This is a genomic window from Vibrio clamense (genome assembly GCF_050337905.1).
In the GTDB taxonomy this organism is placed as follows: Bacteria; Pseudomonadota; Gammaproteobacteria; order Enterobacterales; family Vibrionaceae; genus Vibrio; species Vibrio cortegadensis.
Window position 1 is genome coordinate 13,184 of record NZ_JAKJTJ010000025.1, and the last position, 21,894, is coordinate 35,077.

The following is a 21,894-nucleotide window of genomic DNA, read 5'->3' on the forward strand; positions in this document are numbered from 1 at the left end:
AATGCTAGATATTAGCAACATTGATATACATAGATTCATCAATATTCGTTGAAGAAATTGTCTCTTCATTGAATAGGTACTCTGGTTTTTCAGTGCTACGATCAAGAGGTAAATTCACAAAATCGAACAGCTCTTTATCCGCTAGCTGGCTTGGGCTAATGTTTTGTAGAGATTTGAAAATCTGATTAACTCGGCCAGGTGTCTTCTTATCCCAATCAATAAGCATCGCTTTAATGTTTTGGCGTTGAAGATTCTCTTGAGAGCCACAAAGGTTGCAAGGAATAATCGGAAACTGTTGGTGCTCTGCATATTGGATTAAGTCTTTTTCTCGGCAGTAGGTCAAAGGGCGAATAACAACGTTACGACCATCATCTGAACGAAGCTTAGGTGGCATTGCTTTTAAACGAGCACCATGGAACATGTTTAAGAACATAGTTTCAACGATATCATCTAGATGGTGACCTAATGCAATTTTAGTCGCGCCAATTTTCTCTGCAAATGAATAAAGAGTACCACGACGTAAACGAGAACAAAGTCCACATGTCGTTTTGCCTTCTTCGATTTTCTCTTTTACAACGGAGTAAGTATCTTTGTCGACAATATAGTAATCAATACCAAGACTCTCGAAATATTCAGGCAAAACATGCTCAGGGAAGCCTGGCTGTTTTTGGTCTAAATTCACCGCAACAACGTTAAACTTCACTGGAGCTGCTTTTTGAAGTCTTAGCAAAATATCCAACATCGCAAATGAATCTTTACCACCACTAATGCATGCCATTACAACGTCATTTTCTTCAATCATGTTGTAATCGATGATCGCATTACCTACATTACGGCGTAAACGCTTCTCAAGTTTGTTAAATTCTACGTTATCTTTTTGGCTATCTGTTTGATTCATTGCGAGTTCTCATACCATCGATAAGATCGACGTTGATGTTATGTTGGATTCAATTTAGGGCGGCGATTATACGGAGTTTTAATGGATCATGGAATACTCAGATCAACAAAACTGAAGTTAGCAACTTGAGTGGCGGAAGTAAGATGAAATTATCAGGACGTTTAAATATGCGAGGAGATAAATTGTTACTTTATTTAACCGGGCCATTAACCTGACCCGGCTAGTGCTGCTTTATCTTTGTACTGCTATCTTAGTACTGTCTTATTCTTGTGTCGCTGAGGGTAAATAAGGAAGCACACGCAAGGCCTCTTGAGGCAAAGTCAAATAGCCATCTTGTGGAATATCATTCAACGTAATAGCCGCTTTTCCGTTTTCAATAGGAATCACTTTTCCATTTGATACGTTGATATGACCATTAATGTTGTTTGAGAATTCAAGTGTTAACCCTTGAACTTCCGGCGTAAACCAACTGGCAAACATGCCGCCTAAGTCTTCAAGCATCACTTGCATTTGAGGTAATAATTGTTCAACTTGCGCGTAATTAACTCGGCCTTCTAGCGGTTTCTTAGTCATCACAACCAATGAATAATCGCACTGAACACTTTCCTCTGTCTGTACGAAAACTAATGGATTAGCTGATTTCAAGTTCATATCAAAAGGGATCGGTAATTCATTCGAACTTGGAATGACGAACTCTTCATAATGCTCTTCTTTCTCCATCCAAGCTTTGTCAATCGTACAGATTTTCTTTGTATCTGCATCAACAAAGAACACTCCGACTTTAACATCGTCATGCCCCTCTTTATTATTATTCTTTATTTGGCTATAAAGCTTTGAATAAGTAAACATGTACTCTTGAGCGTGAGCGGTACTGACAGATATTCCAAGAAACAATCCAACTAGTGCGAGCGGTAATTTTTTCATTATTATTCAATTCTTATAAAATTAAAGGCTGTAAGTCAAAGCAACAAGTAAGTCTATCATTGAAGAGTTACTTCTATTGTGACCAAAACGATTTGTTGTGACGGATCATCGCTTGTAAATCATCAACATAACTTTGGCCTCTTTCCGAGTATTTAAGTAAACCATTAGTCAGTGCGGTTGCTGTTTGCTCCGAAAGTAAGTTCTCTCCTTTTTCCAAACGATCTGCGCGTATTATACGTAACTCTTTATAAGCTGCATTTCGATTCACATTCATAAAGTATCGATGAATAGACTCTTGTACCGAGCTAAACTTTGCCACTTCGTGTGTCGCCTCTCCTGAGCGTTTTAAAGGCACAACGCCACAACCTTTTGTGTAACACCATTGTCCAAAGAAGTTGTTTGCGCTAGTGGCGAAACGAGAGGTTCCCCATGCCGACTCATTAGCTGCTTGCGTTAATACTAATGCTTCAGGAAGAACGTTGACTCTATGTAGCATCTCATCTAACCATTTTTGATTGACGCTGGATTCAGTGACAGGGTAACTATATAGTTTCCCTAAACGTTGTGCGTAATCAAGTTGTTCAGAATCTACCTCACCTTCTGCAACGCTTTTTTCTAAGGTTGTCAAAAAAGTACGTTCTTTTTCAATGCGACTATTTTCGATCATGACACCAGGTCGCATAAAATCAAAAAACGCCTCTTTCTTCTGTTTAGCATTGCTCAATGCTGCAAAATCCGGGAGCCCTGACGGAAGATACGATAATGAAATATCACTTTTTGAGTTTTTGTTTGCTCTCTCTGCTTGAGCTTTTTGTTCCTCGACTTCAACTCTATTTTGTTGGGCGATAAACAGGCTACAACCTGCAATAAGGCTAACGGCAGCCAAGCCAATTTTTTTACGCATTAAACACCTGAGGGTCGTTGTCGTTATCATCGTCGTTTTTGTTAGGTCGATCTGAAGCGACTATTTTTAGCTTAATACCAAACATTTCACGATAAATAATGCCTTTAACGTGGAAAAAGAAAGGAAGAACGAAGATCAATCCAATGCCATAAAACATTGCTGCAATGACAAACATCATCATCACTACCGTGTAAAGTGCGGTAACTTGTAGGATTTTTTTATTCACTGCACGTAGAGAAAGCAACAAAGACTGCATCGGAGAAACACGTTTCTCACAAATCAACAGGATAGAGTTACTAAATGCAATGGATAAGTACATTGAAAGAAATGGGATAATCATTCCTGCGACACCTTGCAACATCAGGCTAAACAGTGTTGCTAGAATCACTGGAATTGTAAATTGTAAGCCTTTGGATATATGGCGAGGCTTAGTTTGTAAGCCAGCAATATGACTCATTGCCATTAGACTGACCCCCGCATAAATCGGGGCGCTGACCACTTCGTAGCTAAAGTTAGCCACAAAAATAGACTCGACAATCGCCGCATTAAATAATTCCGGGTTCTGAATGGCATCCAATATCATGCCTGGTTCGCCTAGTTGCAGTTTTAACGCGATATAAAAAATACCGATCTGTACTAACAGTAGAATAATTATCGCTGGTGAAAATGAGAGAAAGTGTCTGATTGTGTATTTCCATGCCTCTTGAAGCACCGCTCCCACATTCAAATCATACTTACCTGAAAGCGCGCGTTCTACATTACCGCCTAAATTGAAATCTTCTTCGATATCGTTGTTCATATCTTTTCCTAGGTTGGTCTTCTTGTGAAGCTACCTAACTTGTTGATAAAAATTAGTACCATTATACGCAAATGTTACTAACACTAAAATCAGAACGCTATGATGCGCTTGATTTATTGTCTATTTGTTCGATAATTAGCCACTAATATGGTATGAAACCTTAATCGAATCAGTATGGTAAGTAATATTTACTTTTACCTGCAAAATTTTTTGTGTTTCAAGATAAGAAAATGCTTTGAATTCACACTTTTGGTGATTATGATGCGCGCCTCAAAGTGTATAGCAATCGGTCATAGATTTTGACCAAGGTGGAGATAGAGATACGTTGAACGCCAAACAAACAGTAGATAAACCAGTTATTCAATTAACGGGTATTAGCAAAAGTTTTGATGATAAAGAGATCATCGGAAATCTTAGTTTAAACGTCAATCATGGTGAGTTTCTTACCATATTGGGTCCTTCTGGTTGTGGAAAAACAACCGTGTTGAGGATGATTGCAGGGTTCGAAACTGCCGATACAGGAACTATTTTGTTAGAAGATCAGGATGTTACTGATGTTCCTGCTGAGCAAAGGCACGTTAATACTGTATTCCAAAGCTATGCTCTTTTTCCGCATATGACTGTATTTGAAAACGTGGCTTTCGGGTTACGTATGCAAAAAGTCGCTAAGGATGATATCGAACCACGTGTGATGGAATCATTACGAATGGTGCGTTTAGACAGTATGGCTCAACGTAAACCTCATCAACTGTCTGGTGGACAACAGCAGCGTGTCGCGATTGCGCGTGCTGTGGTGAACAAGCCAAAGGTTCTTTTATTAGATGAGTCTCTTTCTGCATTAGACTACAAATTGCGTAAACAGATGCAAATTGAGTTAAAGCAGTTGCAACGTAAACTTGGTATCACATTTATTTTTGTCACTCACGATCAAGAAGAAGCGCTATCTATGTCTGATCGTATCATTGTTATGCGTGATGGCGTGATAGAGCAAGATGGCACACCTCGTGAAATTTACGAAGAGCCTAAGAACCTATTTGTTGCTCGCTTCATTGGTGAGATTAATGTCTTCAATGCCACCACAGTTAAGCGTGTTGATGAAAAGAGAATATTAGCGAATATCGAAGGCACTGAAGCCGTTGTTTATCATGACTTAGCGGTTAATGAGGGTGATAAACTGCAAGTATTACTTCGCCCTGAAGATTTGCGTCTCGAAGAGATAAAAGAGAACGAGCAGCGCGGCATTGTCGGTCATGTTCGAGATCGAACATATAAAGGTATGACTTTAGATTCGGTTGTTGAATTAGAATCAGGTATGCGTGTCATGGTTAGCGAATTCTTCAATGAAGATGATCCAGATGTGGATCACTCATTAGGTCAAAAAGTTGCCGTTACTTGGGTTGAAAGCTGGGAAGTGGTATTAAGCGATGATGAGCAAGACATTTAATCTTCAAAAAATAATCATCACTGTAATCGTTAGTTGGTTAGTTCTGTTTGTCATGATCCCCAACATAATGATTATTGGAACGAGTTTTTTAACCCGCGATGAAGCTAATCTTATCGAGATGACGTTCACTTTCGATAACTATTTGCGCCTAATGGATCCGCTATATATTAAAGTGCTATGGCATTCCTTTTATATGGCTATCGTTGCGACGTTGTTGTGTCTTTTTATTGGTTATCCATTTGCTTATATTGTGGCAAAAATGCCAGCAAAATGGCGACCAATTATGTTGTTTTTGGTGATTGTTCCCTTTTGGACAAACTCACTAATTCGTACTTATGGTTTGAAAATCGTTCTTGGTACGCAAGGCATCTTAAATAAAAGCCTTATTGCCATGGACATCATAGAGAAGCCAATTCGTCTTATGTATACAGAGACAGCGGTCATGATAGGTTTAGTTTATATTCTACTGCCTTTTATGATTTTACCGCTCTACTCTGCGATTGAAAAATTGGACAATACATACATCGAAGCAGCAAAAGATCTTGGTGCTAACAAGCTTCAAACCTTGATTAAAGTCGTTTTGCCATTAACGATGCCGGGAATCATCGGTGGGTGTCTTTTGGTTCTGCTTCCAGCATTAGGCATGTTCTATATTGCCGATTTATTAGGCGGAGCGAAAAACTTACTGATCGGTAACGTAATCAAGAGTCAAGTATTGAATGCAAGAGACTGGCCATTCGGTGCTGCGACGAGTATTGCCCTTACCGCAGCGATGGCGGTGATGTTATATGCTTATTATCGTGCAGGTAAAGTGATGAACAGAAATGTGGAGCTTGACTAATGGGACGCTCAATTAGATTCAGTTTCATGGCACTGGTTTATGCTTTCTTGTATTTGCCAATTATTGTGCTCATTGCTAATTCATTTAATGCCAACAAGTTTGGGATGAAATGGGGAGGCTTTACAACAAAGTGGTACGAAGCTTTAGTTAATAACGATAGTTTAATGCAAGCCGCATGGCACTCGCTTAATATTGCGATTTTTTCGGCCACCGCTGCAACCATCATTGGTAGCCTCACAGCCGTTGCTCTATTCCGCTATCGGTTTAGAGGAAAAGGTGCCGTGAATACCATGCTATTTATCGTAATGATGTCGCCAGATATTGTGATGGCTATTTCATTACTGGCTCTGTTTTTGGTTATGGGTGTTCAGCTTGGGTTCTTTACTCTGTTGGTTGCTCATATCACATTCTGCCTGCCCTTCGTTGTAGTAACGGTTTATAGTCGTCTTAATGGATTTGACGTGAAGATGCTAGAAGCAGCAAAAGACCTTGGTGCGAGCGAATGGACAATCCTTAAACAGATAATATTGCCATTAGCGAAACCTGCAGTTGCTGCGGGCTGGCTACTGAGTTTTACGCTCTCATTGGACGATGTGATTATCAGCTCTTTCGTTACTGGGCCTACATATGAAATTCTACCATTGAAAATATACTCAATGGTTAAAGTTGGTATTTCCCCAGAGGTGAATGCTTTAGCGACCGTAATGCTAATCGTCTCGCTGACTTTGGTCGTGAGCTCACAGCTCCTTGCTCGTGAAAAGATCAAGTAATTGCAGACAAGCATTAACGGCAGTATTTAAGTTTTAAACCAAACAGAATGGCAATTGTCATTCTGTTTTTTTATCTATCACCTACTCTATCTGTAGGTATTTTTGGAGTTACACTCAATGAAAAAATGGGCTACTTTATTTGCTAGTAGTGCATGTGCGCTTTCTATGTTCATCGGAACAGCATCTGCGGACGAAAACCAAGAGCTAGTATTTATGAATTGGGGACCGTATATTAACGGTGCCCTATTGGAGCAATTCACCAAAGAGACTGGCATTAAAGTTATCTATTCAACTTATGAATCGAATGAAACCTTATATGCAAAGCTGAAGACGCATAATAAAGGGTATGATCTGGTGGTGCCATCAACCTATTTCGTCGCAAAAATGCGCGATGAAGGTATGCTACAAAAAATAGATAGAACCAAACTGAGTAATTTCAATAAGCTTGATACTAACTATCTCGATAAGCCATTTGATCCAAACAACGATTACTCTATACCACATGTGGTTGCGATTACTGGTTTGGCGGTGAATACCGATATGTATAATCCTGATGATTTCACTAGTTGGGGAGATTTGTGGAACCCTGACTTAGAAGGTCAACTGATGATGATGGATGACACTCGCGAGGTTTTCCATATTGCCCTTCGTAAATTGGGCTATTCAGGTAACAGCACAAACGAAAAGCAAATCGACGAAGCGTATGAGGAGTTGAGAAAATTGATGCCGAACGTGCTCGTTTTCAATTCTGATAACCCTGGAGCACCGTATATGTTAGGTGACGTAGGTGTAGGCATGTTATGGAATGGCTCGGCGGCAGCGGCACAAGCTGAGGGATTACCGTTAAAGCTGATCTTCCCTGAAGAAGGTGGGATTGGTTGGGTTGACAACTTTGCCATAAGTTCTGGGGCTAAGAATGTAGAAGCGGCACATAAGATGATTGATTTCCTGCTTAGAGCTGACATAGCAGAACAAATATCTCGTGATACCGGTTACTTAACTGCGGTTGCAGAATCGAATGAGAAATTCAAAGGCATTTCTGCCCTATTCCCTTCGCAAGATGATCTCGATAGAGTTGAGTGGCAAGATTCAGTTGGTGATAAAACCATCAAATATGAAGAATACTTCTTGAAACTGAAAGCTGGCCAATAATTCAAACTGTATTTATTTTAAAATAGGTGGCTTATGCTGCCTATTTTTCGTTTGGGCTGATATACTTTGTCGCGATAAATAATTTCCATTCATTGCCCTTATGGGCTCTCTAACAATACGAACGGATTAGTAATGAAAAGTAAACTGTACGCTGGTGCATTATGCGCTGCAACTCTGCTCTCTACCCCTTCATTCGCGGCTGACCAAGAGCTTTATTTCTATAATTGGTCTGAATACATTCCAGCTGAAGTGCTTGAAGATTTCAGTAAAGAAACGGGCATCAAAGTCATTTACTCGACATACGAATCGAATGAAAGCATGTATGCGAAGTTAAAGACTCAAGGTACAGGTTACGATCTAGTCGTGCCTTCAACTTACTTTGTCTCTAAAATGCGCAAAGAGAACATGCTTCAAGAGATCGATAAGACCAAACTATCTCATTTTTCAGATCTTGATAAAAACTATTTAGATAAGCCTTTCGACCCAGCGAACAATTTCTCTATCCCTTATATTTGGGGCGCGACAGGCATTGGTATCAACTCTGATATGCTAGATGGTGCTTCCGTTAAAAACTGGGGTGATTTTTGGGATGATCAGTGGGAAGGTCAACTCATGATGATGGATGATTCACGTGAAGTCTTCCATATTGCTCTTAGTAAATTAGGTTACTCACCTAACACAACGAACCCAGATGAGATCAAAGCGGCATACGAAGAGCTACGCAAATTGATGCCAAACGTATTGGTTTTCAACTCTGATTTCCCTGCAAACCCATATTTAGCGGGCGAAGTATCACTTGGTATGTTGTGGAATGGCTCTGCTTACATGGCTCGCCAAGAAGGCGCTTCTATTGATATGATTTGGCCAGAAAAAGGCACAATTTTCTGGATGGATAGCTTAGCGATCCCAGCTGGCGCAAAAAATGTAGAAGCGGCACATAAGATGATTAACTTCTTACTGCGCCCAGAAAATGCAGCGAAAATTGCACTTGAGATTGGTTACCCAACGCCAGTTAAAACCGCTTACCCGCTACTACCAAAAGAGTTTGCTGAAGATAAAAACATCTTCCCACCTCAATCAGTTATGGATTCTGGTGTATGGCAAGATGAAGTTGGCGCAGCAAGTGCTATCTATGATGAATACTTCCAAAGGTTAAAAGTAGACAACTAAGTCTCCAACTAGTCTCAGGCTTTAATTAATGATAAATATCTTTAGTTAATATAAAAAATAAAGCGGCGTTGGCCGCTTTATTTGTATCTGAGCATTATTATTTGTTAGGCGCTTAATTCCGTGTCATCGCCCATGAGCAGTAACTCTTCGACCAGTTTAGGTACTTCCAGCCCCGCTTTACCGTATCTTTTTTCTTCAAACTCACTTTCAACGGCACTCGGCTCTAAGTTTATTTCAATGGTATGTGCGCCATGCATTTTTGCATCATGTACAAATCCAGCGGCAGGATAAACCACACCAGACGTGCCAATTGAGATAAACAGGTCCGCTTCTTCTAAGGCTGAGTATATATCGCCCATTCGCAGTGGCATCTCACCAAACCAAACAATATGTGGTCGCATTTGAGCCGGGATTTGACAGCAATGGCATAGCTCACCAGTTAGAATATCTTCCGAATGCTCTAACACCTGATTAGATTCACTGCATCGCGCTTTTAATAGCTCACCGTGCATATGAATGACATTCTTGCTGCCGCCTCGCTCGTGAAGATTGTCAATGTTTTGAGTGATGATGGTAACTTTGCCATCCAGTTGAGATTCAAGCTTGCCAAGAGCATGATGCGCTGGATTTGGTTTTATAATGTCAGATTGGAGTTTAGCCCGTCGTTGATTATAGAATTCCTGAACTAAGTCCGGATTACGTTCGAAACCTTCGGGGGTGGCAACATCTTCAATACGGTGGTTCTCCCATAATCCATCTTGAGCTCGGAAGGTTTGGATCCCCGACTCAGCTGAGATCCCAGCACCAGTTAGAATGACAATATTTTTATATGGAAAGTTCATGGGATATCCTTATATACATTATTCGATCCTTTTATCAGCTTAGCACTGTTCAAAAATCAACAATAGTTATAAGGATTAGACAATAGTCTTAGAATACAAGCTAATAAGTTAAAATGTGAAACAGGTGGCAAGCTCAATGTTCGAGATGAGATACCCAATGACAAAGAGCGACCGAAAGCCGCTCTTTAGAGGCGATTATTTCTGTTCTAGACAGTTAATCTTCATTAATCGATGAAATCTTATGAATCGCAAGATCGGCGCCATTGAATTCATCCTCTTCTGACAATCGCAGTCCTGTCATTTTATCTAAAGCACCGTAGACGATAAAAGCACCTCCAAATGCAACGATAATACCGAATCCTGTCCCAAGCAGTTGAACGGTAAAGCTTACACCACCAAGCCCCCCGAGAGCTTGTTGACCGAAAATACCCGCAGCGATACCACCCCAAGCTCCACATACACCATGAAGTGGCCATACACCGAGTACATCGTCGATTTTGGTTCTGTTTTGTAAGAAGGTAAACAAGTAGACAAATAGAGTTCCGGCAATTGCACCCGTTATTAACGCGCCGAGAGGATGCATCAAATCCGATCCTGCACACACAGCGACTAAACCAGCCAAGGGACCATTATGGATAAACCCTGGGTCATTTTTCCCAGCAATTAACGCAGCAAGAATGCCACCTACCATTGCCATCAATGAGTTCATTGCGACCAGTCCACTCACACCATTTAAAGTTTGTGCTGACATGACATTGAATCCAAACCAACCCACACATAATATCCAAGCACCTAGTGCTAAGAATGGGATATTGGATGGCGCAAAGTTGGTGTGTTTTCCTGCTCTTACACGCCCTTTTCGCATCCCTAGAAAAAGGACAGCGACTAAAGCAATCCAGCCCCCTACGCCGTGCACGACAACTGAGCCTGCAAAATCATGAAAACTTGAGCCGAATGTCACTTCAAACCAGTTTTGGATACCAAAGTTACCATTCCAAATGATACCTTCAAAGAGTGGGTAAACCAGTCCTACAGTAAAGAAAGTGGCAATCAGTATTGGGTAGAATCGAGCCCGCTCTGCGATACCTCCAGAAACGATCGCAGGAATGGCGGCAGCAAAGGTTAATAGGAAAAAGAACTTAACTAATTCATAGCCATTGCCTTGGGATAACGTCTCAGCATCGGCAAAGAAGTGTCCGCCGTAGGCAACCCAGTAACCAATAAAGAAATACGCAACAGCGGAAACGCCAAAATCAGCTAAGATTTTTACTAAGGCATTCACTTGGTTCTTTTTACGTACCGTACCTACTTCCAAAAATGCAAATCCAGCGTGCATTAAGAACACCATTATTGCCCCCAGAAGCAAAAAAAGCGTGTCTGAGCTTTGAGTCAAGGTTTGAACAGCTCCATGCACTTGACTTACGGTTTGGCTCATTATTATCTCTCCATTTTTTATATTGCACTAATCCTGTGCTTTTTGTTGCTCATTCACCAAAACAGTGAATTTCTATAATGCATGGAGTTCAGCAAAATGTGTTCCAGTTAGCCTTCATATCCTATATAAATTAAAACTTGTTTATATTTAATGGGTTAAACGATTTGTTAGAGTGTCTCATCGTATAGCAAATGGATAAAATAAAGGATAATGCACTATTTTGGTGATGTTGCCCTAAAACAAGGCGTATCAATTTACGCCGATAGAAAAACAACTGGCATGAGCGATCATCGTCAGAGCGGTAATTACTATGTGATGGTTTTTATCTGATGGACTTTTTCTATTAACTAGGTGTAAATCGAAGGTCTAAGAGGTAGTTTCAGGTTGAGTGATAAGCTGCCTGTTTATATACACAGTATCTCAATATTTGTAAATCTGAGTTTGGAAATATGAATATTGAAATAAAGAGCGGCGATACCGCTCTTGAAATTTATAAGTTTGGCCCTGTCGAAGGGGCATGCGAAATGCCTTGTTTCAGTTGTCTCATCCCTTGTATTAAGCGATAAATCCATACCACAATAGCCATTGCAGCGAATCCAGCGCCAATATAGGGAATGATGTAAGCGATAGAGTCAATCCAAGTCGCTTGATACCAGTAGTCATTCATTCCCGCTAACACACCGTTCGATGTCGCAACAGTAACGACTAAAACAACAAAAAATGTTAGAAAAAGAAAAAAGCTACGGATCAGCCCATAGTAATGAGAATTCACCATGTCACCATCTTCGTTTTTATCAAGTCGGTAGCCCGCGTAAACGATGGCTATAATGCCTGATATAAGAAACGTAAATGGGGTTAAAAGGCTGGCTATATAGGCAAACCAGATGCCATTTTTGTTGGTTGCGTTCATGGAACTATTTACTCTCTGAACTAGTTAACATTATGTAAGCTTGACTCAAGTATCGTGTTATCAACCAAGATGACTAGCCACCTTGGTTGATGTTGCTGATAAAAGAGATCTGCTAATCACTCTTCTCTGAGTGTTGAGCCGACTTCACCTCTTCATACCAAAGATCATGGTGCTCTTTTGCCCACGTTTCATCGACTTCACCAGTAACCATACCTTCTAGTGCGCCTTCCATGCCAAATAAACCGATATAGATATGGAAGATGAAACCACAAATCAAGATCAGTGCAGAGAACATATGAACCAGATTCGATAGCTCCATATCTCGGCGAGTTTGGTCAAAAATTGGGAAGTCGAGCACTAGGCCACTGACCGCTGCAACTGCACCAAAAACGATCAGTAACCAATAGATCGCTTTTTCACCACCATTGGAGAACCCTGCTGATGGATGGGTTCCTTTATGTTTCCCTACCATACCGCCCATCTTCATAAACCAAGATATATCCGTTTTGTTGAATAGCGACTTACGCCACCATTTCAATAAGATACAAGTCAGTAGAATGAAGAACAGTGGACCTACATAGTTATGGTACTGCTTAGCGAGATAGATGATGTTTCCCCACCAATCGGTTGGGATATAGGGTTTTAGGAAGTGTTTTCCGTAAACCAACATCAATCCACTAAAAGCCAACGTTAAGAAAGTAAACGCCATACTCCAGTGCAAAGCACGATCTAAACGAGACCAGCGCTTAATTTTCTTACCTGTTCTCGGTGCACTCAGCATTAACGGCCCTACAGCAATATAAGCCAAGACGACCATCGCGATACTACCAAAAATAGCGATTGCACCAGCAGGTGACATCCACTTCTCTTTTAATAAGAACCATGTTTGTCCCGGGGTACTGATAAGCATGCCATGCTCAGGAAATTGAGAGGTGGTATACCCGACTTCTCCATCTTTAACTTGACGCCAAAAATCTGCTCCCGCTAACTGAGTCATCTCTTTCTCAGCAGAAGATGCACTCTGCTCTTGTGCCGACGTAGGAAAACTAAACGCGAGTAGGAATGCTGCCAATAAAGGCAGCATCACGAGAGTCGCACGTTTAAGACGCTGAAACATAACTCTCTCCGTCATCATTAGCTCTTAGTCGCATCAAAAGAAAGATCTTCGCCGTTTGTCCAGCCAGCGCCTTTTGCTCCGCGCTCTACCACACGTTGGCGGAAGATCTCAGACACTTTCTCTGCATCACCCGCAATCAAAGCTTTAGTTGAACAAAGTGACGCACACATTGGCAGTTTGCCTTCTGCGATACGGTTTGCACCGTACTTTTTGCGCTCTTCTTCAGAACCCGCTTCCGTTTCAGGACCACCAGCACAGAAAGTACATTTATCCATTTTTCCACGCTCACCAAAAGCAGACTGCTTAGGAAATTGTGGTGCACCAAACGGGCAAGCAAACAGGCAGTAGCCACAGCCGATACATAAATCTTTATTATGCAGCACGATGCCATCTTCAGTATGCTCAAAGCAGTCTGCTGGACAAACTGCCATACAAGGTGCATCAGTACAGTGCATACAAGCCACTGAGATTGAGTTTTCACCCGGTTCACCGTCATTCAAAGTGACAACACGTCGACGTTGAATACCCCACTCTAGAGCATCATCATTTTCATTTTTACATGCTGTGACACAGCCATTACATTCGATACAACGCTTGGTGTCACAAAGGAATTTCATTCTAGCCATCTTTATGACTCCTACGCTTTACTAATTTTACAGAGAGTAACTTTGGTTTCCTGCATTTGCGTTACAGGGTCATAACCATAAGTCGTTGCGATGTTTGCAGATTCACCAATCACATAAGGATCGGTTCCTTCTGGGTACTTATCACGTAACTCTTCACCTTGGAATTTACCGCCGAAATGGAAAGGCAAAAATGCTAAGCCAGGTTTCACTCTACGAGTCACCATTGCTTTCACATGAATACGTCCTTTTTCTGCGCCTTCAACCCAAACCATATCGCCATCTTTGAATCCAATGTCATTGGCATCTTTCGGGTTTACTTCAACGAACATCTCTTGCTGTAATTCCGCTAACCAAGGGTTTGAACGTGTCTCTTCACCACCACCTTCGTACTCAACAAGACGACCAGACGTTAGAATGATCGGATACTCTTTCGACTTGTCTTGATCTTGAATTGATTTGTACATCGTAGGTAGACGGTAGATCGATTCACTGTCATCCCAGGTTGGGTAATCAGCAACTAGGTCGCGGCGCGGTGTATACAGTGGCTCACGGTGCAACGGAACGCGATCTGGGAATGTCCAAACCACCGCACGAGCTTTAGCATTACCGTAAGGGATACAACCATGCTTAATCGCGACGCGCTGGATACCACCAGACGTATCTGTTTTCCAGTTTTTGCCTTCAGCAGCGGCTTTCTCAGCTTCAGTAAGATCATCCCACCAACCTAGATGTTTTAGCAGTTTAGAGCTAAATTCTGGGTAGCCATCTTCGAGCTCACAATCTTTTGAGAAGCTGTCTTCTGCAAGTAGGTTTTTACCTTCAAATTCAACACCAAAGCGAGCACGGAAGTTACCACCACCAAGAGCTACTGGTTTCGATGTATCATAAAGAATATGCGAACCCGGGTGCTTCATTTCAGGGGTGCCCCAACATGGCCAAGGAAGACCATAAGTTTCACCGTGCGCAGGGCCGCCTTCCGCTTCTAATGACGTTTTATGGAAAGTGTGCCAGTTCATGGTGTGTGACTTGATTCGCTCAGGGCTTTGGCCTGTGTAACCAATGGTCCACATACCACGGTTGAATTCGCGAGTGATGTCTTCGATGACGGGAATATTTCCGTTCACGGCAACGTTTTTGAAAAGTTGATCAGAAAAACCAAGTTTCTTCGTCAGTAAGTACATGATTTCATGATCGGCCTTCGATTCAAACAGTGGTTGTATCACTTGCTCACGCCATTGGAACGAGCGGTTTGAAGCCGTTACTGAACCTGAAGTTTCAAATTGTGTGGTTGCAGGAAGCAGATACACGCCATCCGTACGGTCATTCATGACAGCCGCAACGGTTGGGTATGGATCGACAATGACCATCATGTCGAGCTTCTGCATCGCTTTTTTCATTTCGACGCCGCGAGTTTGTGAGTTTACGGCGTGACCCCAATAGAACATCGCGCGGATATTATCGTTCTGTTCTATATTATCTTTATTTTCTAATACACCATCAATCCAACGAGACACAGGGATACCCATGTTGTTCATTGGTTTTTTACCGCGATATTTATTTTGGTCGAATTGGTTTTGAACCCAAGAGTAATCAAGTTCCCATACTTTAGACCAGTGTTTCCACGCGCCTTCAGATAAGCCGTAATAGCCCGGAAGTGTATGAGATAAAACGCCTAAATCTGTTGCGCCTTGAACGTTATCGTGACCACGGAAGATGTTTGCACCGCCACCTGATTTACCCATATTGCCAAGAGCAAGTTCAAGAATACAGTAAGCACGAGTGTTGTTGTTACCCGTTGTATGTTGAGTACCACCCATACACCAAACCACACAACCAGGGCGGTTTTCAGAAAGCAGTTTCGCCGTTTGGTACACTTCATCACGTGAAATGCCAGTTACGCGCTCAACCTCTTCTGGCGTCCATTTCGCCACTTCTTCACGGATTTCATCCATACCAAATACACGCTGACGAATGAATTCTTTGTCTTCCCATTTATTTTCAAACACATGCCATAGCACGCCCCAAATAAAGGCGACATCAGAACCAGGACGAAGCGATACGTAATGATCCGCTTTAGCTGCAGTACGAGTGCGGCGAGGGTCAGCAACCACAATCTTACAGTTGTTCTTCTCTTTAGCGATTAAGATGTGCTGCATGGCAACGGGATGAGCTTCTGCAGGGTTTGAACCAATGAATAGCATCGACTTACAGTTATGCATATCATTGAAAGAGTTTGTCATTGCCCCGTAACCCCAAGTGTTGGCAACACCAGCTACTGTGGTTGAGTGACAAATTCGCGCTTGGTGATCGACGTTATTCGTACCCCAAAGCGATGCCATCTTACGGAACATGTAGGCTTGTTCGTTACTGTGTTTTGCACTGCCTAGCCAATAAACCGAATCAGGACCAGACTCTTTGCGAATCTGCAGCGCTTTCTCACCGATCTCTTCGATCGCTTGATCCCACGATAACTTCTTCCATTTGCCGTTTTCTAACTTCATCGGGTATTTAAGACGGCGTTCACCATGACCGTGTTCACGTAACGCAGCACCTTTCGCACAGTGTCCACCAGCGTTAAACGGGTGATCGTAAGCGGGCTCTTGACCCGTCCATACGCCATTTTGTACTTCTGCGTAGATACCGCAGCCAACAGAACAGTGTGAACAGATGGTACGTTTTATCTCAGTTTTAGCATCAGCATCTACTGTTTTTGCTTCCGCTTTTTTCATCATGCCCGGCGCAAACATACAAGCGCCAGCCGCTACACCACCAGCAGCAAGTGAAGAGTTCTTCATAAATGCGCGGCGGCTAATACCAAACTGATTTTCAGCCTTTGCTACGCTATCGGAGCGTTTCATTAATTTCATTATTTAGCTCCTAAAGCGTGTCGTAATAATCACGAATATGTTGAGTTTCTTTGTAACCTTCTGTTTTAACTTCAACTTTAGGTTGTTCAGTATCCGATGCCGCAGCGATTTTAGTCGTGCCAGCAATCACAGCACCTGCTACTGTCGCTGTTGTTATGCCTTTAAGTAAATCTCGTCGGCTGGTGTTTACTTCGTTTTTGTCTTTCATACATTGCGTCCTTTGCCAAATTGGCATCAGTGGATGCTTGTGCATCTCTTTTGCTTAATATGTGGAGTTCTGGTTAATTCGTTGCTGAATCAACAACGTTCTTCACGTCAATTTTTGAGTTATTTCTTTTATTCATCGGGTTTTCTGCAAAGTTCACTTGTTCTAAGCTCAAGTAACCTTCAATTAAAGCGGCAACAGCTAGATAGAAATCCGCACTTTTTGATTGTTGAATGTGATTCACTAACGACAGGTACCAAGGCGATATGTGCTGGTTGAAAAATTTCTTCTGAATCGCAAATGCAGCTTTAGGTTCATCATTCGAAGACTCGATCAATAGAGACATCACTTCACAAAGTGCTGCCATATGATCTTCTGGCTCTTTCACATCCTCATTTCGTTCAAAGCCAAGTTCCGCTAAACTTTGGCGGAGATCGGATAGTGGCTTTTCCATTAATGCACCAGCAATATGCCATGAACCAAATGGAACGACTTCTCCGCGCCCAACACCAATGAAGAGATCTTGAAACTCCTCTTCGATTTTGGAAACATCACCTGCTTGAGCTGCCGATTTCAATTTAGCCCACGCGATAGCCATTGGCTGAGTACCTTGATTCAGTTCAATCTCCGCAAGGAAATGGAGTAAATCTTGGCTTGGTGATTCTCTTAATAACTGCGCAATCAGCAGATAGATATCGATTCTTAAGGATTGATCTTGTTCTAGTTCCACGTTCATTCCCTTCTAGTAAGTCAGTTGATCTTCAGGCTTTTCCGCCATCGACTCAAAAACATCAACCACACGGCAATCTTCACACATCGCAATACGGTTAAGAGAGGCAGCATCAGAAAAATGAGAGTGACCACGTAACTTGTCTTGTAACATGGTAATCATAGATTGCGGGGCAAACGGCTTATGACAGCGTAAACACTCTGCTGCGGGTTCGTCATAAAGTGAAATAGCAGACTGGCGAGTCTCTTTATCCCAGTTCATACGAGGTTCTAAACTCAATGCATTTTCAGGACAGGCTTTTTCACACAAACCACACTGAACACAATCTTGTTCGATGAATTTAAGGCTTGGAGATTGACCATCATTATGTAGAGCCGCAGTAGGACAAACCGCCACACACGCCATGCACAGCGTACAATCTTTCTCACTACACGAAACAGAACCATACGGAGCTGTTGAAGGCATTTCTTGAATGGTTTCAACCGGAATTCGATTACTTGCTAAAGCATCAAGTGCGGTGAATAGCCTTTCTCGCTTATTCCCTTCTAACTCTCCTATCCAAAGTTCAAAAGGAAGAGTTTGCAATGATGGCGTTTGATGTCTTAGGGTTTCCAGATACAAGATATCAACGCACTCTTTGTTGATACCAAGCTGATCAAGAAGATCTTGAGCAATTCCGACTTCATGATTCAGTACGCGTTGAATGGTTTGAGGCATGTGCTTACTCGCCGCAAACAAGACTTGAGTCGCGCCATTGGTCAAGGCTGCAAACCAAGTATCAATACCGATAGAAGCCAAATCTTCAACCACAATTGGAACAACGTTATCTGGTAGTACTCTCAGCGCCATCAAATTATAAGTTTCATGACGAGCACTACAGATCAGCACGATAGGATCTCGCCCGCCCGCCTCTTCGTAATTAAGCAGCGTACGTTCGATGAATTTTTGGGTATCTTGAGGATTTGGAAGTGCGTAATGAATGGCTTCTGTAGGACAAGCTGTCGCGCATGTTCCCACGCCTTGACATAAATAAGGGTTGATCTCGATCTTATGACCAATCTTATCATTTCCTTCACTAGATAGAGCACCAGCAGGGCAAGCATCAACACATCGCTCACACCCTTTTACGCCACGTGAACTGTGCGCACAAAGATCGGTATCCAAACGGAAGTACTTTGGCTTATCAAAGGTTCCCATTAGCGTTGGGATCTCTTCTAGCGCTTCAGCGAGTGAGGGATAACCTCTTCCTACCGGGTAATAACCAGGGACTGGAACTTCTTCCGTCATACAACCATTAAGAGATAAGTCCAAAACTACATCAAAACAGTCACTGTGAACGGCTATTTTTGCAAGATTAGAGCGAACACCATGATTTTCGATAACAACTTCAAATGTGCCTAAGAATCCACTTAGTTCGATTGAATTAGCGAAATAAAGATTGGAATGCTCAGATCTCTCGCCATCAGTAGACAGAAGGGTCAAAGAGTTCATTTGAGAGAGCTGTTCAGATGCACTCACAATGATAGCGGTTGGACCAATAATTAGCGTATTACCGCCACTTTCATAACTGACTGTCGGTGGAATAAGGTTGGTTAACTCAACCGTATTCTCAATAGCAAAGGCTCTTGCTTTTCCATTGTCCGATTCTGCTTGTTGTAAAAATTGTTTTAACATTGCTTGGTTCCATCAAAGAACGTATTCATGCGATAGACGTTGTATAGCAAATAGTGTTCCATTTTTACTTTTGTATTAAATAACAGTTAGATACACATAAATTGCATCTTAAAAGTTCAGTTTCATCAAACAAAAAAAAAGAGCGGGACAATTTGTCTCACTCTTTCAATTGATTCATCAGTCAAAATGTACCTATTTGTTGTGTGGTATATTTTGTCCTAGCCCTAATGAGGTATTTAGTGATTGTTTCTATTGGTAATTATTCTCATTAAGTGGCGATTGTTTCATACTATCTTGATTATGCTCAATTTGGTCATCATTGATGATGCTCATCAGCGACTTTGGCATCAGTAACATATTGATGAGTTTCGTTTGTATTGGGCTCTGCTGAGCTGGCGATAGTATTCGCCTCATCATTCAACGCACTCTCTTGGGGCTGGTCTATACCCTCAGGATCATCTTCGATAATCTCTTTCGCCCAGCCTCTTAGTGTTTCAGCAACCTCTTTTGAGAGCGTTTTAACGGCTTTGTAATCATGATCGTAATCATTCAACGCATCGACTTCACTAAATTCGCCACTCAGAAATAGCTTCCTCAGCGCAGCTTTCTTAACACTGGCCTCAGCACCTGCGGTTAATAGTTCAGCTACGGGAAGATCTGTAACGGAAGCGTCCACAACATCGGCCGAGCTTTCTGTTTCGAGAGGGTCAGATTCTAGATAACCAGTTTCGCTAACACCGCTCTCTTTGGACGTATTAGGGTCTGTAGTTATCGTGTTAGGTTCTGTCGCTATAAGGTTAGAATTCGCTTCATTCGCGCTCAGTGCATTGGCCGCAGCCTCACTACCGACATCAAGATCGACTTCATCTACAGGCTCTTCTTTGTTACTCAGCTTTCGTTGAGACCAGCGTGAAAGAAAGTTAGTTGCCACTTGCGCGCCCCGCCCCTTTACGTTTCTTACGTCGAACTTCGATCAATTCACCATGACGCCCAATATACGCTTCCATCCAAGCTTGTACCGCTAATGGCATGTCATCGGAAAGCACCAAGTAATCACCGTCCATATATTGTCCTGCAACGCTCTGAGACGCGGTAAGTGTGACAATGTTAGGTGCGATAACGTTAGCTTCGCTATTCTCTTCAAGACTTTCGTCATCTAAATTTTCGAGTACGACAAAGAGTTTAGGCATCTGAGAGTTCAAGTTGAATCGGTAATCCGTACGCTCATCTCTATGAAGCTCTAATAGTCCTACATTTTTCTGCAATATTTGAGGACGAGTATTGAACCCTTTAAGTTGCCATTGGGTGGTCGTCCAAAGCTTCTTAACGATCTGTTCTGAAATTAACTGACACTCAATATGCCAAATAGACTCTGTCTTCTCGACCGTTGCCGTTTGGCTTTTAGAGTCATCGACGTTTACCTGTTTCTCGTGAGTCATAAGCGTTGCATACCTTTTATTCATTCTCTCTTTGCTGTTACTAAAGCAATTTTCACGCCAGCCACATTTAAGTCGTTTTATTGATTAACGTTTTTTGGAACAAGAATTGCTATGTTAATCAATTATAACGTATAAGGTATTACGACAGAGGCAACAGACTTTATCTGACTCACAACTCTGTATGACCATTTCAAACTATGACCATTTCAAACAATGTAAGGATCATTTAGTGACCAAGCCGAATATCATTAAAACTGGGGCAAACCCATTTCAAACGCTAGAAGTTGAAGTATTCGATGAATATGGTGAAAAACTAACGAAACAAATCGCCTGTGAGCGCCCTCTTACAGTGATGTTAAATTGGAAAGAAATTGTCACCTTAATGACTCTTGGTTCAAGACCAGAAGCTTTAGTTCTGGGTTATCTTAAGAATCAGAGTTTTTTGAGCGATCCTGAAGCGATTGATTCCGTGATTATTGACTGGGAAACTCACTCTGCTGCGGTTATTACAAAAGAAGACACCAGCGAACTTGATGAAGCATTAAAGAAGAAAACCGTCACATCTGGCTGTGGGCAAGGCACTATGTATGGCAATGTGATGAAGCAGTTGGATAACTATCAGGTTCCACAAACCAAGATTAAGCAATCTCAAATCTATACTGCGCTTGAAGCCTTAACACACTACAACGATACCTATAAAAAAGCAGGCGCCGTTCACGGTTGTGCGGTATGCAAAGATGATCAGGTATTGTCGTTTGTAGAAGATGTAGGCCGACATAACGCCGTTGATACTTTGGCTGGTGAGATGTGGCTTAACAAAGAGAGTGGCGAAGATAAGATCTTCTATACCACAGGTCGATTGACTTCAGAAATGGTGATTAAAGTGGCCCAGATGGGTATTCCGGTTCTACTTTCTCGCTCTGGTGTCACTCAAATGGGCCTCGATCTGGCGCAGAAATTTGGGATTACGACCATTGCTCGTGCAAAAGGTTTACGATTCCAAGTCTTTACTGGAGCAGATAAAATTGAGTTTGATGTTAAAGGCAACGCATAGCCTAAGCTGTTAATGATTACCCTGTACATCGCAATACTTTACGCCACAATCTATGGTTGAAATGATATTCCCTTAGATCATAAATACTGTATT

Annotated in this window: 21 protein-coding genes; 6 read left to right on the forward strand and 15 right to left on the reverse strand. The window is 41.9% G+C overall.

The window, feature by feature from the left end; translation table 11 throughout:
- Positions 1 to 4: 4 nt before the first annotated feature.
- The 4 genes from ttcA to L4C39_RS13555 all read right to left on the reverse strand — a co-directional run bounded on the left by ttcA (position 5) and on the right by L4C39_RS13555 (position 3,525).
- Positions 5 to 898, reverse strand: coding sequence for a tRNA 2-thiocytidine(32) synthetase TtcA (gene ttcA / locus L4C39_RS13540; protein WP_371711370.1), 894 nt, complete (start codon positions 896 to 898; stop codon positions 5 to 7).
- Positions 899 to 1,159: 261 nt separating this feature from the next.
- Positions 1,160 to 1,822, reverse strand: coding sequence for a DUF2987 domain-containing protein (locus L4C39_RS13545; protein ID WP_429746382.1), 663 nt, complete (start codon positions 1,820 to 1,822; stop codon positions 1,160 to 1,162).
- Between the two features lie 73 nt (positions 1,823 to 1,895).
- Positions 1,896 to 2,726, reverse strand: a complete 831-nt coding sequence (locus L4C39_RS13550) for a glucosaminidase domain-containing protein (protein ID WP_429746384.1) — start codon at positions 2,724 to 2,726, stop codon at positions 1,896 to 1,898.
- A complete protein-coding gene (locus L4C39_RS13555) occupies positions 2,719 to 3,525 on the reverse strand; it encodes a DUF2189 domain-containing protein (protein ID WP_017051545.1) in 807 nt (268 codons plus the stop codon). Before L4C39_RS13555 ends, L4C39_RS13550 begins: the two co-directional genes overlap by 8 nt.
- Positions 3,526 to 3,850: 325 nt before the next feature.
- On the opposite strand from L4C39_RS13555, the gene potA reads away from it, so the two are divergent.
- The 5 genes from potA to L4C39_RS13580 all read left to right on the forward strand — a co-directional run bounded on the left by potA (position 3,851) and on the right by L4C39_RS13580 (position 8,902).
- Positions 3,851 to 4,969 carry a spermidine/putrescine ABC transporter ATP-binding protein PotA gene (potA, locus tag L4C39_RS13560; protein WP_017051546.1) on the forward strand — a complete coding sequence of 373 codons (1,119 nt, stop codon included), beginning with the start codon at positions 3,851 to 3,853 and terminating at the stop codon, positions 4,967 to 4,969.
- Positions 4,953 to 5,810: a spermidine/putrescine ABC transporter permease PotB gene (potB, locus tag L4C39_RS13565; protein ID WP_429746564.1), complete on the forward strand. Its 858-nt coding sequence runs from the start codon at positions 4,953 to 4,955 to the stop codon at positions 5,808 to 5,810. Before potA ends, potB begins: the two co-directional genes overlap by 17 nt.
- Positions 5,810 to 6,580, forward strand: coding sequence for a spermidine/putrescine ABC transporter permease PotC (potC, locus tag L4C39_RS13570; protein WP_113796727.1), 771 nt, complete (start codon positions 5,810 to 5,812; stop codon positions 6,578 to 6,580). The genes potB and potC overlap by 1 nt, the downstream gene beginning before the upstream one ends.
- 117 nt (positions 6,581 to 6,697) lie before the next feature.
- Entirely contained in the window at positions 6,698 to 7,732 is a 1,035-nt protein-coding gene (locus tag L4C39_RS13575) for an extracellular solute-binding protein (protein WP_261888175.1), read from the forward strand.
- Between the two features lie 132 nt (positions 7,733 to 7,864).
- Positions 7,865 to 8,902: an extracellular solute-binding protein gene (locus tag L4C39_RS13580; protein ID WP_429746387.1), complete on the forward strand. Its 1,038-nt coding sequence runs from the start codon at positions 7,865 to 7,867 to the stop codon at positions 8,900 to 8,902.
- Positions 8,903 to 9,006: 104 nt separating this feature from the next.
- Here the strand turns inward: L4C39_RS13580 and cobB are convergent, their stop codons facing one another.
- The 11 genes from cobB to L4C39_RS13635 all read right to left on the reverse strand — a co-directional run bounded on the left by cobB (position 9,007) and on the right by L4C39_RS13635 (position 20,747).
- Entirely contained in the window at positions 9,007 to 9,744 is a 738-nt protein-coding gene (gene cobB, locus L4C39_RS13585; RefSeq protein WP_017051551.1) for a Sir2 family NAD+-dependent deacetylase, read from the reverse strand.
- Between the two features lie 214 nt (positions 9,745 to 9,958).
- Entirely contained in the window at positions 9,959 to 11,179 is a 1,221-nt protein-coding gene (locus L4C39_RS13590) for an ammonium transporter (protein ID WP_429746390.1), read from the reverse strand.
- Positions 11,180 to 11,669: 490 nt separating this feature from the next.
- Positions 11,670 to 12,089 (reverse strand): hypothetical protein, encoded by a 420-nt coding sequence (locus L4C39_RS13595; RefSeq protein ID WP_371730553.1) that lies wholly within the window; start codon positions 12,087 to 12,089, stop codon positions 11,670 to 11,672.
- A gap of 112 nt (positions 12,090 to 12,201) precedes the next feature.
- Complete coding sequence (locus L4C39_RS13600; protein WP_017051555.1) at positions 12,202 to 13,206, reverse strand: formate dehydrogenase subunit gamma; 1,005 nt, start codon at positions 13,204 to 13,206, stop codon at positions 12,202 to 12,204.
- Positions 13,207 to 13,223: 17 nt separating this feature from the next.
- Positions 13,224 to 13,832 (reverse strand): formate dehydrogenase FDH3 subunit beta, encoded by a 609-nt coding sequence (gene fdh3B / locus L4C39_RS13605; RefSeq protein ID WP_017051556.1) that lies wholly within the window; start codon positions 13,830 to 13,832, stop codon positions 13,224 to 13,226.
- An 11-nt stretch (positions 13,833 to 13,843) separates the two neighbouring features.
- Positions 13,844 to 16,699 (reverse strand): formate dehydrogenase subunit alpha, encoded by a 2,856-nt coding sequence (locus tag L4C39_RS13610; RefSeq protein WP_429746393.1) that lies wholly within the window; start codon positions 16,697 to 16,699, stop codon positions 13,844 to 13,846.
- Positions 16,700 to 16,709: 10 nt separating this feature from the next.
- Positions 16,710 to 16,907: a twin-arginine translocation signal domain-containing protein gene (locus L4C39_RS13615; protein ID WP_017051558.1), complete on the reverse strand. Its 198-nt coding sequence runs from the start codon at positions 16,905 to 16,907 to the stop codon at positions 16,710 to 16,712.
- A 73-nt stretch (positions 16,908 to 16,980) separates the two neighbouring features.
- Complete coding sequence (locus L4C39_RS13620; RefSeq protein ID WP_429746395.1) at positions 16,981 to 17,640, reverse strand: TorD/DmsD family molecular chaperone; 660 nt, start codon at positions 17,638 to 17,640, stop codon at positions 16,981 to 16,983.
- Between the two features lie 6 nt (positions 17,641 to 17,646).
- Entirely contained in the window at positions 17,647 to 19,308 is a 1,662-nt protein-coding gene (locus tag L4C39_RS13625) for a 4Fe-4S binding protein (protein ID WP_429746397.1), read from the reverse strand.
- 316 nt (positions 19,309 to 19,624) lie between these two features.
- Positions 19,625 to 20,239: a DUF3306 domain-containing protein gene (locus tag L4C39_RS13630; RefSeq protein ID WP_429746399.1), complete on the reverse strand. Its 615-nt coding sequence runs from the start codon at positions 20,237 to 20,239 to the stop codon at positions 19,625 to 19,627.
- Entirely contained in the window at positions 20,229 to 20,747 is a 519-nt protein-coding gene (locus L4C39_RS13635; protein WP_371730644.1) for a DUF3305 domain-containing protein, read from the reverse strand. Before L4C39_RS13635 ends, L4C39_RS13630 begins: the two co-directional genes overlap by 11 nt.
- 229 nt (positions 20,748 to 20,976) lie before the next feature.
- Between L4C39_RS13635 and fdhD the strand changes: the two genes are divergently transcribed.
- A complete protein-coding gene (fdhD, locus tag L4C39_RS13640; protein ID WP_017051563.1) occupies positions 20,977 to 21,801 on the forward strand; it encodes a formate dehydrogenase accessory sulfurtransferase FdhD in 825 nt (274 codons plus the stop codon).
- Positions 21,802 to 21,894 lie beyond the last annotated feature (93 nt).

Excerpts from the sequence above, each read along its gene's own strand:
- L4C39_RS13625 (WP_429746397.1), bottom strand. The coding sequence starts at position 19,308 with ATGTTAAAACAATTTTTACAACAAGCAGAATCGGACAATGGAAAAGCA.
- L4C39_RS13545 (WP_429746382.1), bottom strand. The coding sequence starts at position 1,822 with ATGAAAAAATTACCGCTCGCACTAGTTGGATTGTTTCTTGGAATATCT.
- potC (WP_113796727.1), top strand. The coding sequence starts at position 5,810 with ATGGGACGCTCAATTAGATTCAGTTTCATGGCACTGGTTTATGCTTTC.
- ttcA (WP_371711370.1), bottom strand. The coding sequence starts at position 898 with ATGAATCAAACAGATAGCCAAAAAGATAACGTAGAATTTAACAAACTT.
- L4C39_RS13595 (WP_371730553.1), bottom strand. The coding sequence starts at position 12,089 with ATGAACGCAACCAACAAAAATGGCATCTGGTTTGCCTATATAGCCAGC.
- L4C39_RS13550 (WP_429746384.1), bottom strand. The coding sequence starts at position 2,726 with ATGCGTAAAAAAATTGGCTTGGCTGCCGTTAGCCTTATTGCAGGTTGT.
- L4C39_RS13600 (WP_017051555.1), bottom strand. The coding sequence starts at position 13,206 with ATGTTTCAGCGTCTTAAACGTGCGACTCTCGTGATGCTGCCTTTATTG.
- L4C39_RS13635 (WP_371730644.1), bottom strand. The coding sequence starts at position 20,747 with ATGACTCACGAGAAACAGGTAAACGTCGATGACTCTAAAAGCCAAACG.
- L4C39_RS13580 (WP_429746387.1), top strand. The coding sequence starts at position 7,865 with ATGAAAAGTAAACTGTACGCTGGTGCATTATGCGCTGCAACTCTGCTC.
- L4C39_RS13555 (WP_017051545.1), bottom strand. The coding sequence starts at position 3,525 with ATGAACAACGATATCGAAGAAGATTTCAATTTAGGCGGTAATGTAGAA.
- L4C39_RS13575 (WP_261888175.1), top strand. The coding sequence starts at position 6,698 with ATGAAAAAATGGGCTACTTTATTTGCTAGTAGTGCATGTGCGCTTTCT.
- fdh3B (WP_017051556.1), bottom strand. The coding sequence starts at position 13,832 with ATGGCTAGAATGAAATTCCTTTGTGACACCAAGCGTTGTATCGAATGT.
- cobB (WP_017051551.1), bottom strand. The coding sequence starts at position 9,744 with ATGAACTTTCCATATAAAAATATTGTCATTCTAACTGGTGCTGGGATC.
- L4C39_RS13620 (WP_429746395.1), bottom strand. The coding sequence starts at position 17,640 with ATGAACGTGGAACTAGAACAAGATCAATCCTTAAGAATCGATATCTAT.
- L4C39_RS13615 (WP_017051558.1), bottom strand. The coding sequence starts at position 16,907 with ATGAAAGACAAAAACGAAGTAAACACCAGCCGACGAGATTTACTTAAA.
- potB (WP_429746564.1), top strand. The coding sequence starts at position 4,953 with ATGAGCAAGACATTTAATCTTCAAAAAATAATCATCACTGTAATCGTT.
- L4C39_RS13610 (WP_429746393.1), bottom strand. The coding sequence starts at position 16,699 with ATGAAATTAATGAAACGCTCCGATAGCGTAGCAAAGGCTGAAAATCAG.
- L4C39_RS13590 (WP_429746390.1), bottom strand. The coding sequence starts at position 11,179 with ATGAGCCAAACCGTAAGTCAAGTGCATGGAGCTGTTCAAACCTTGACT.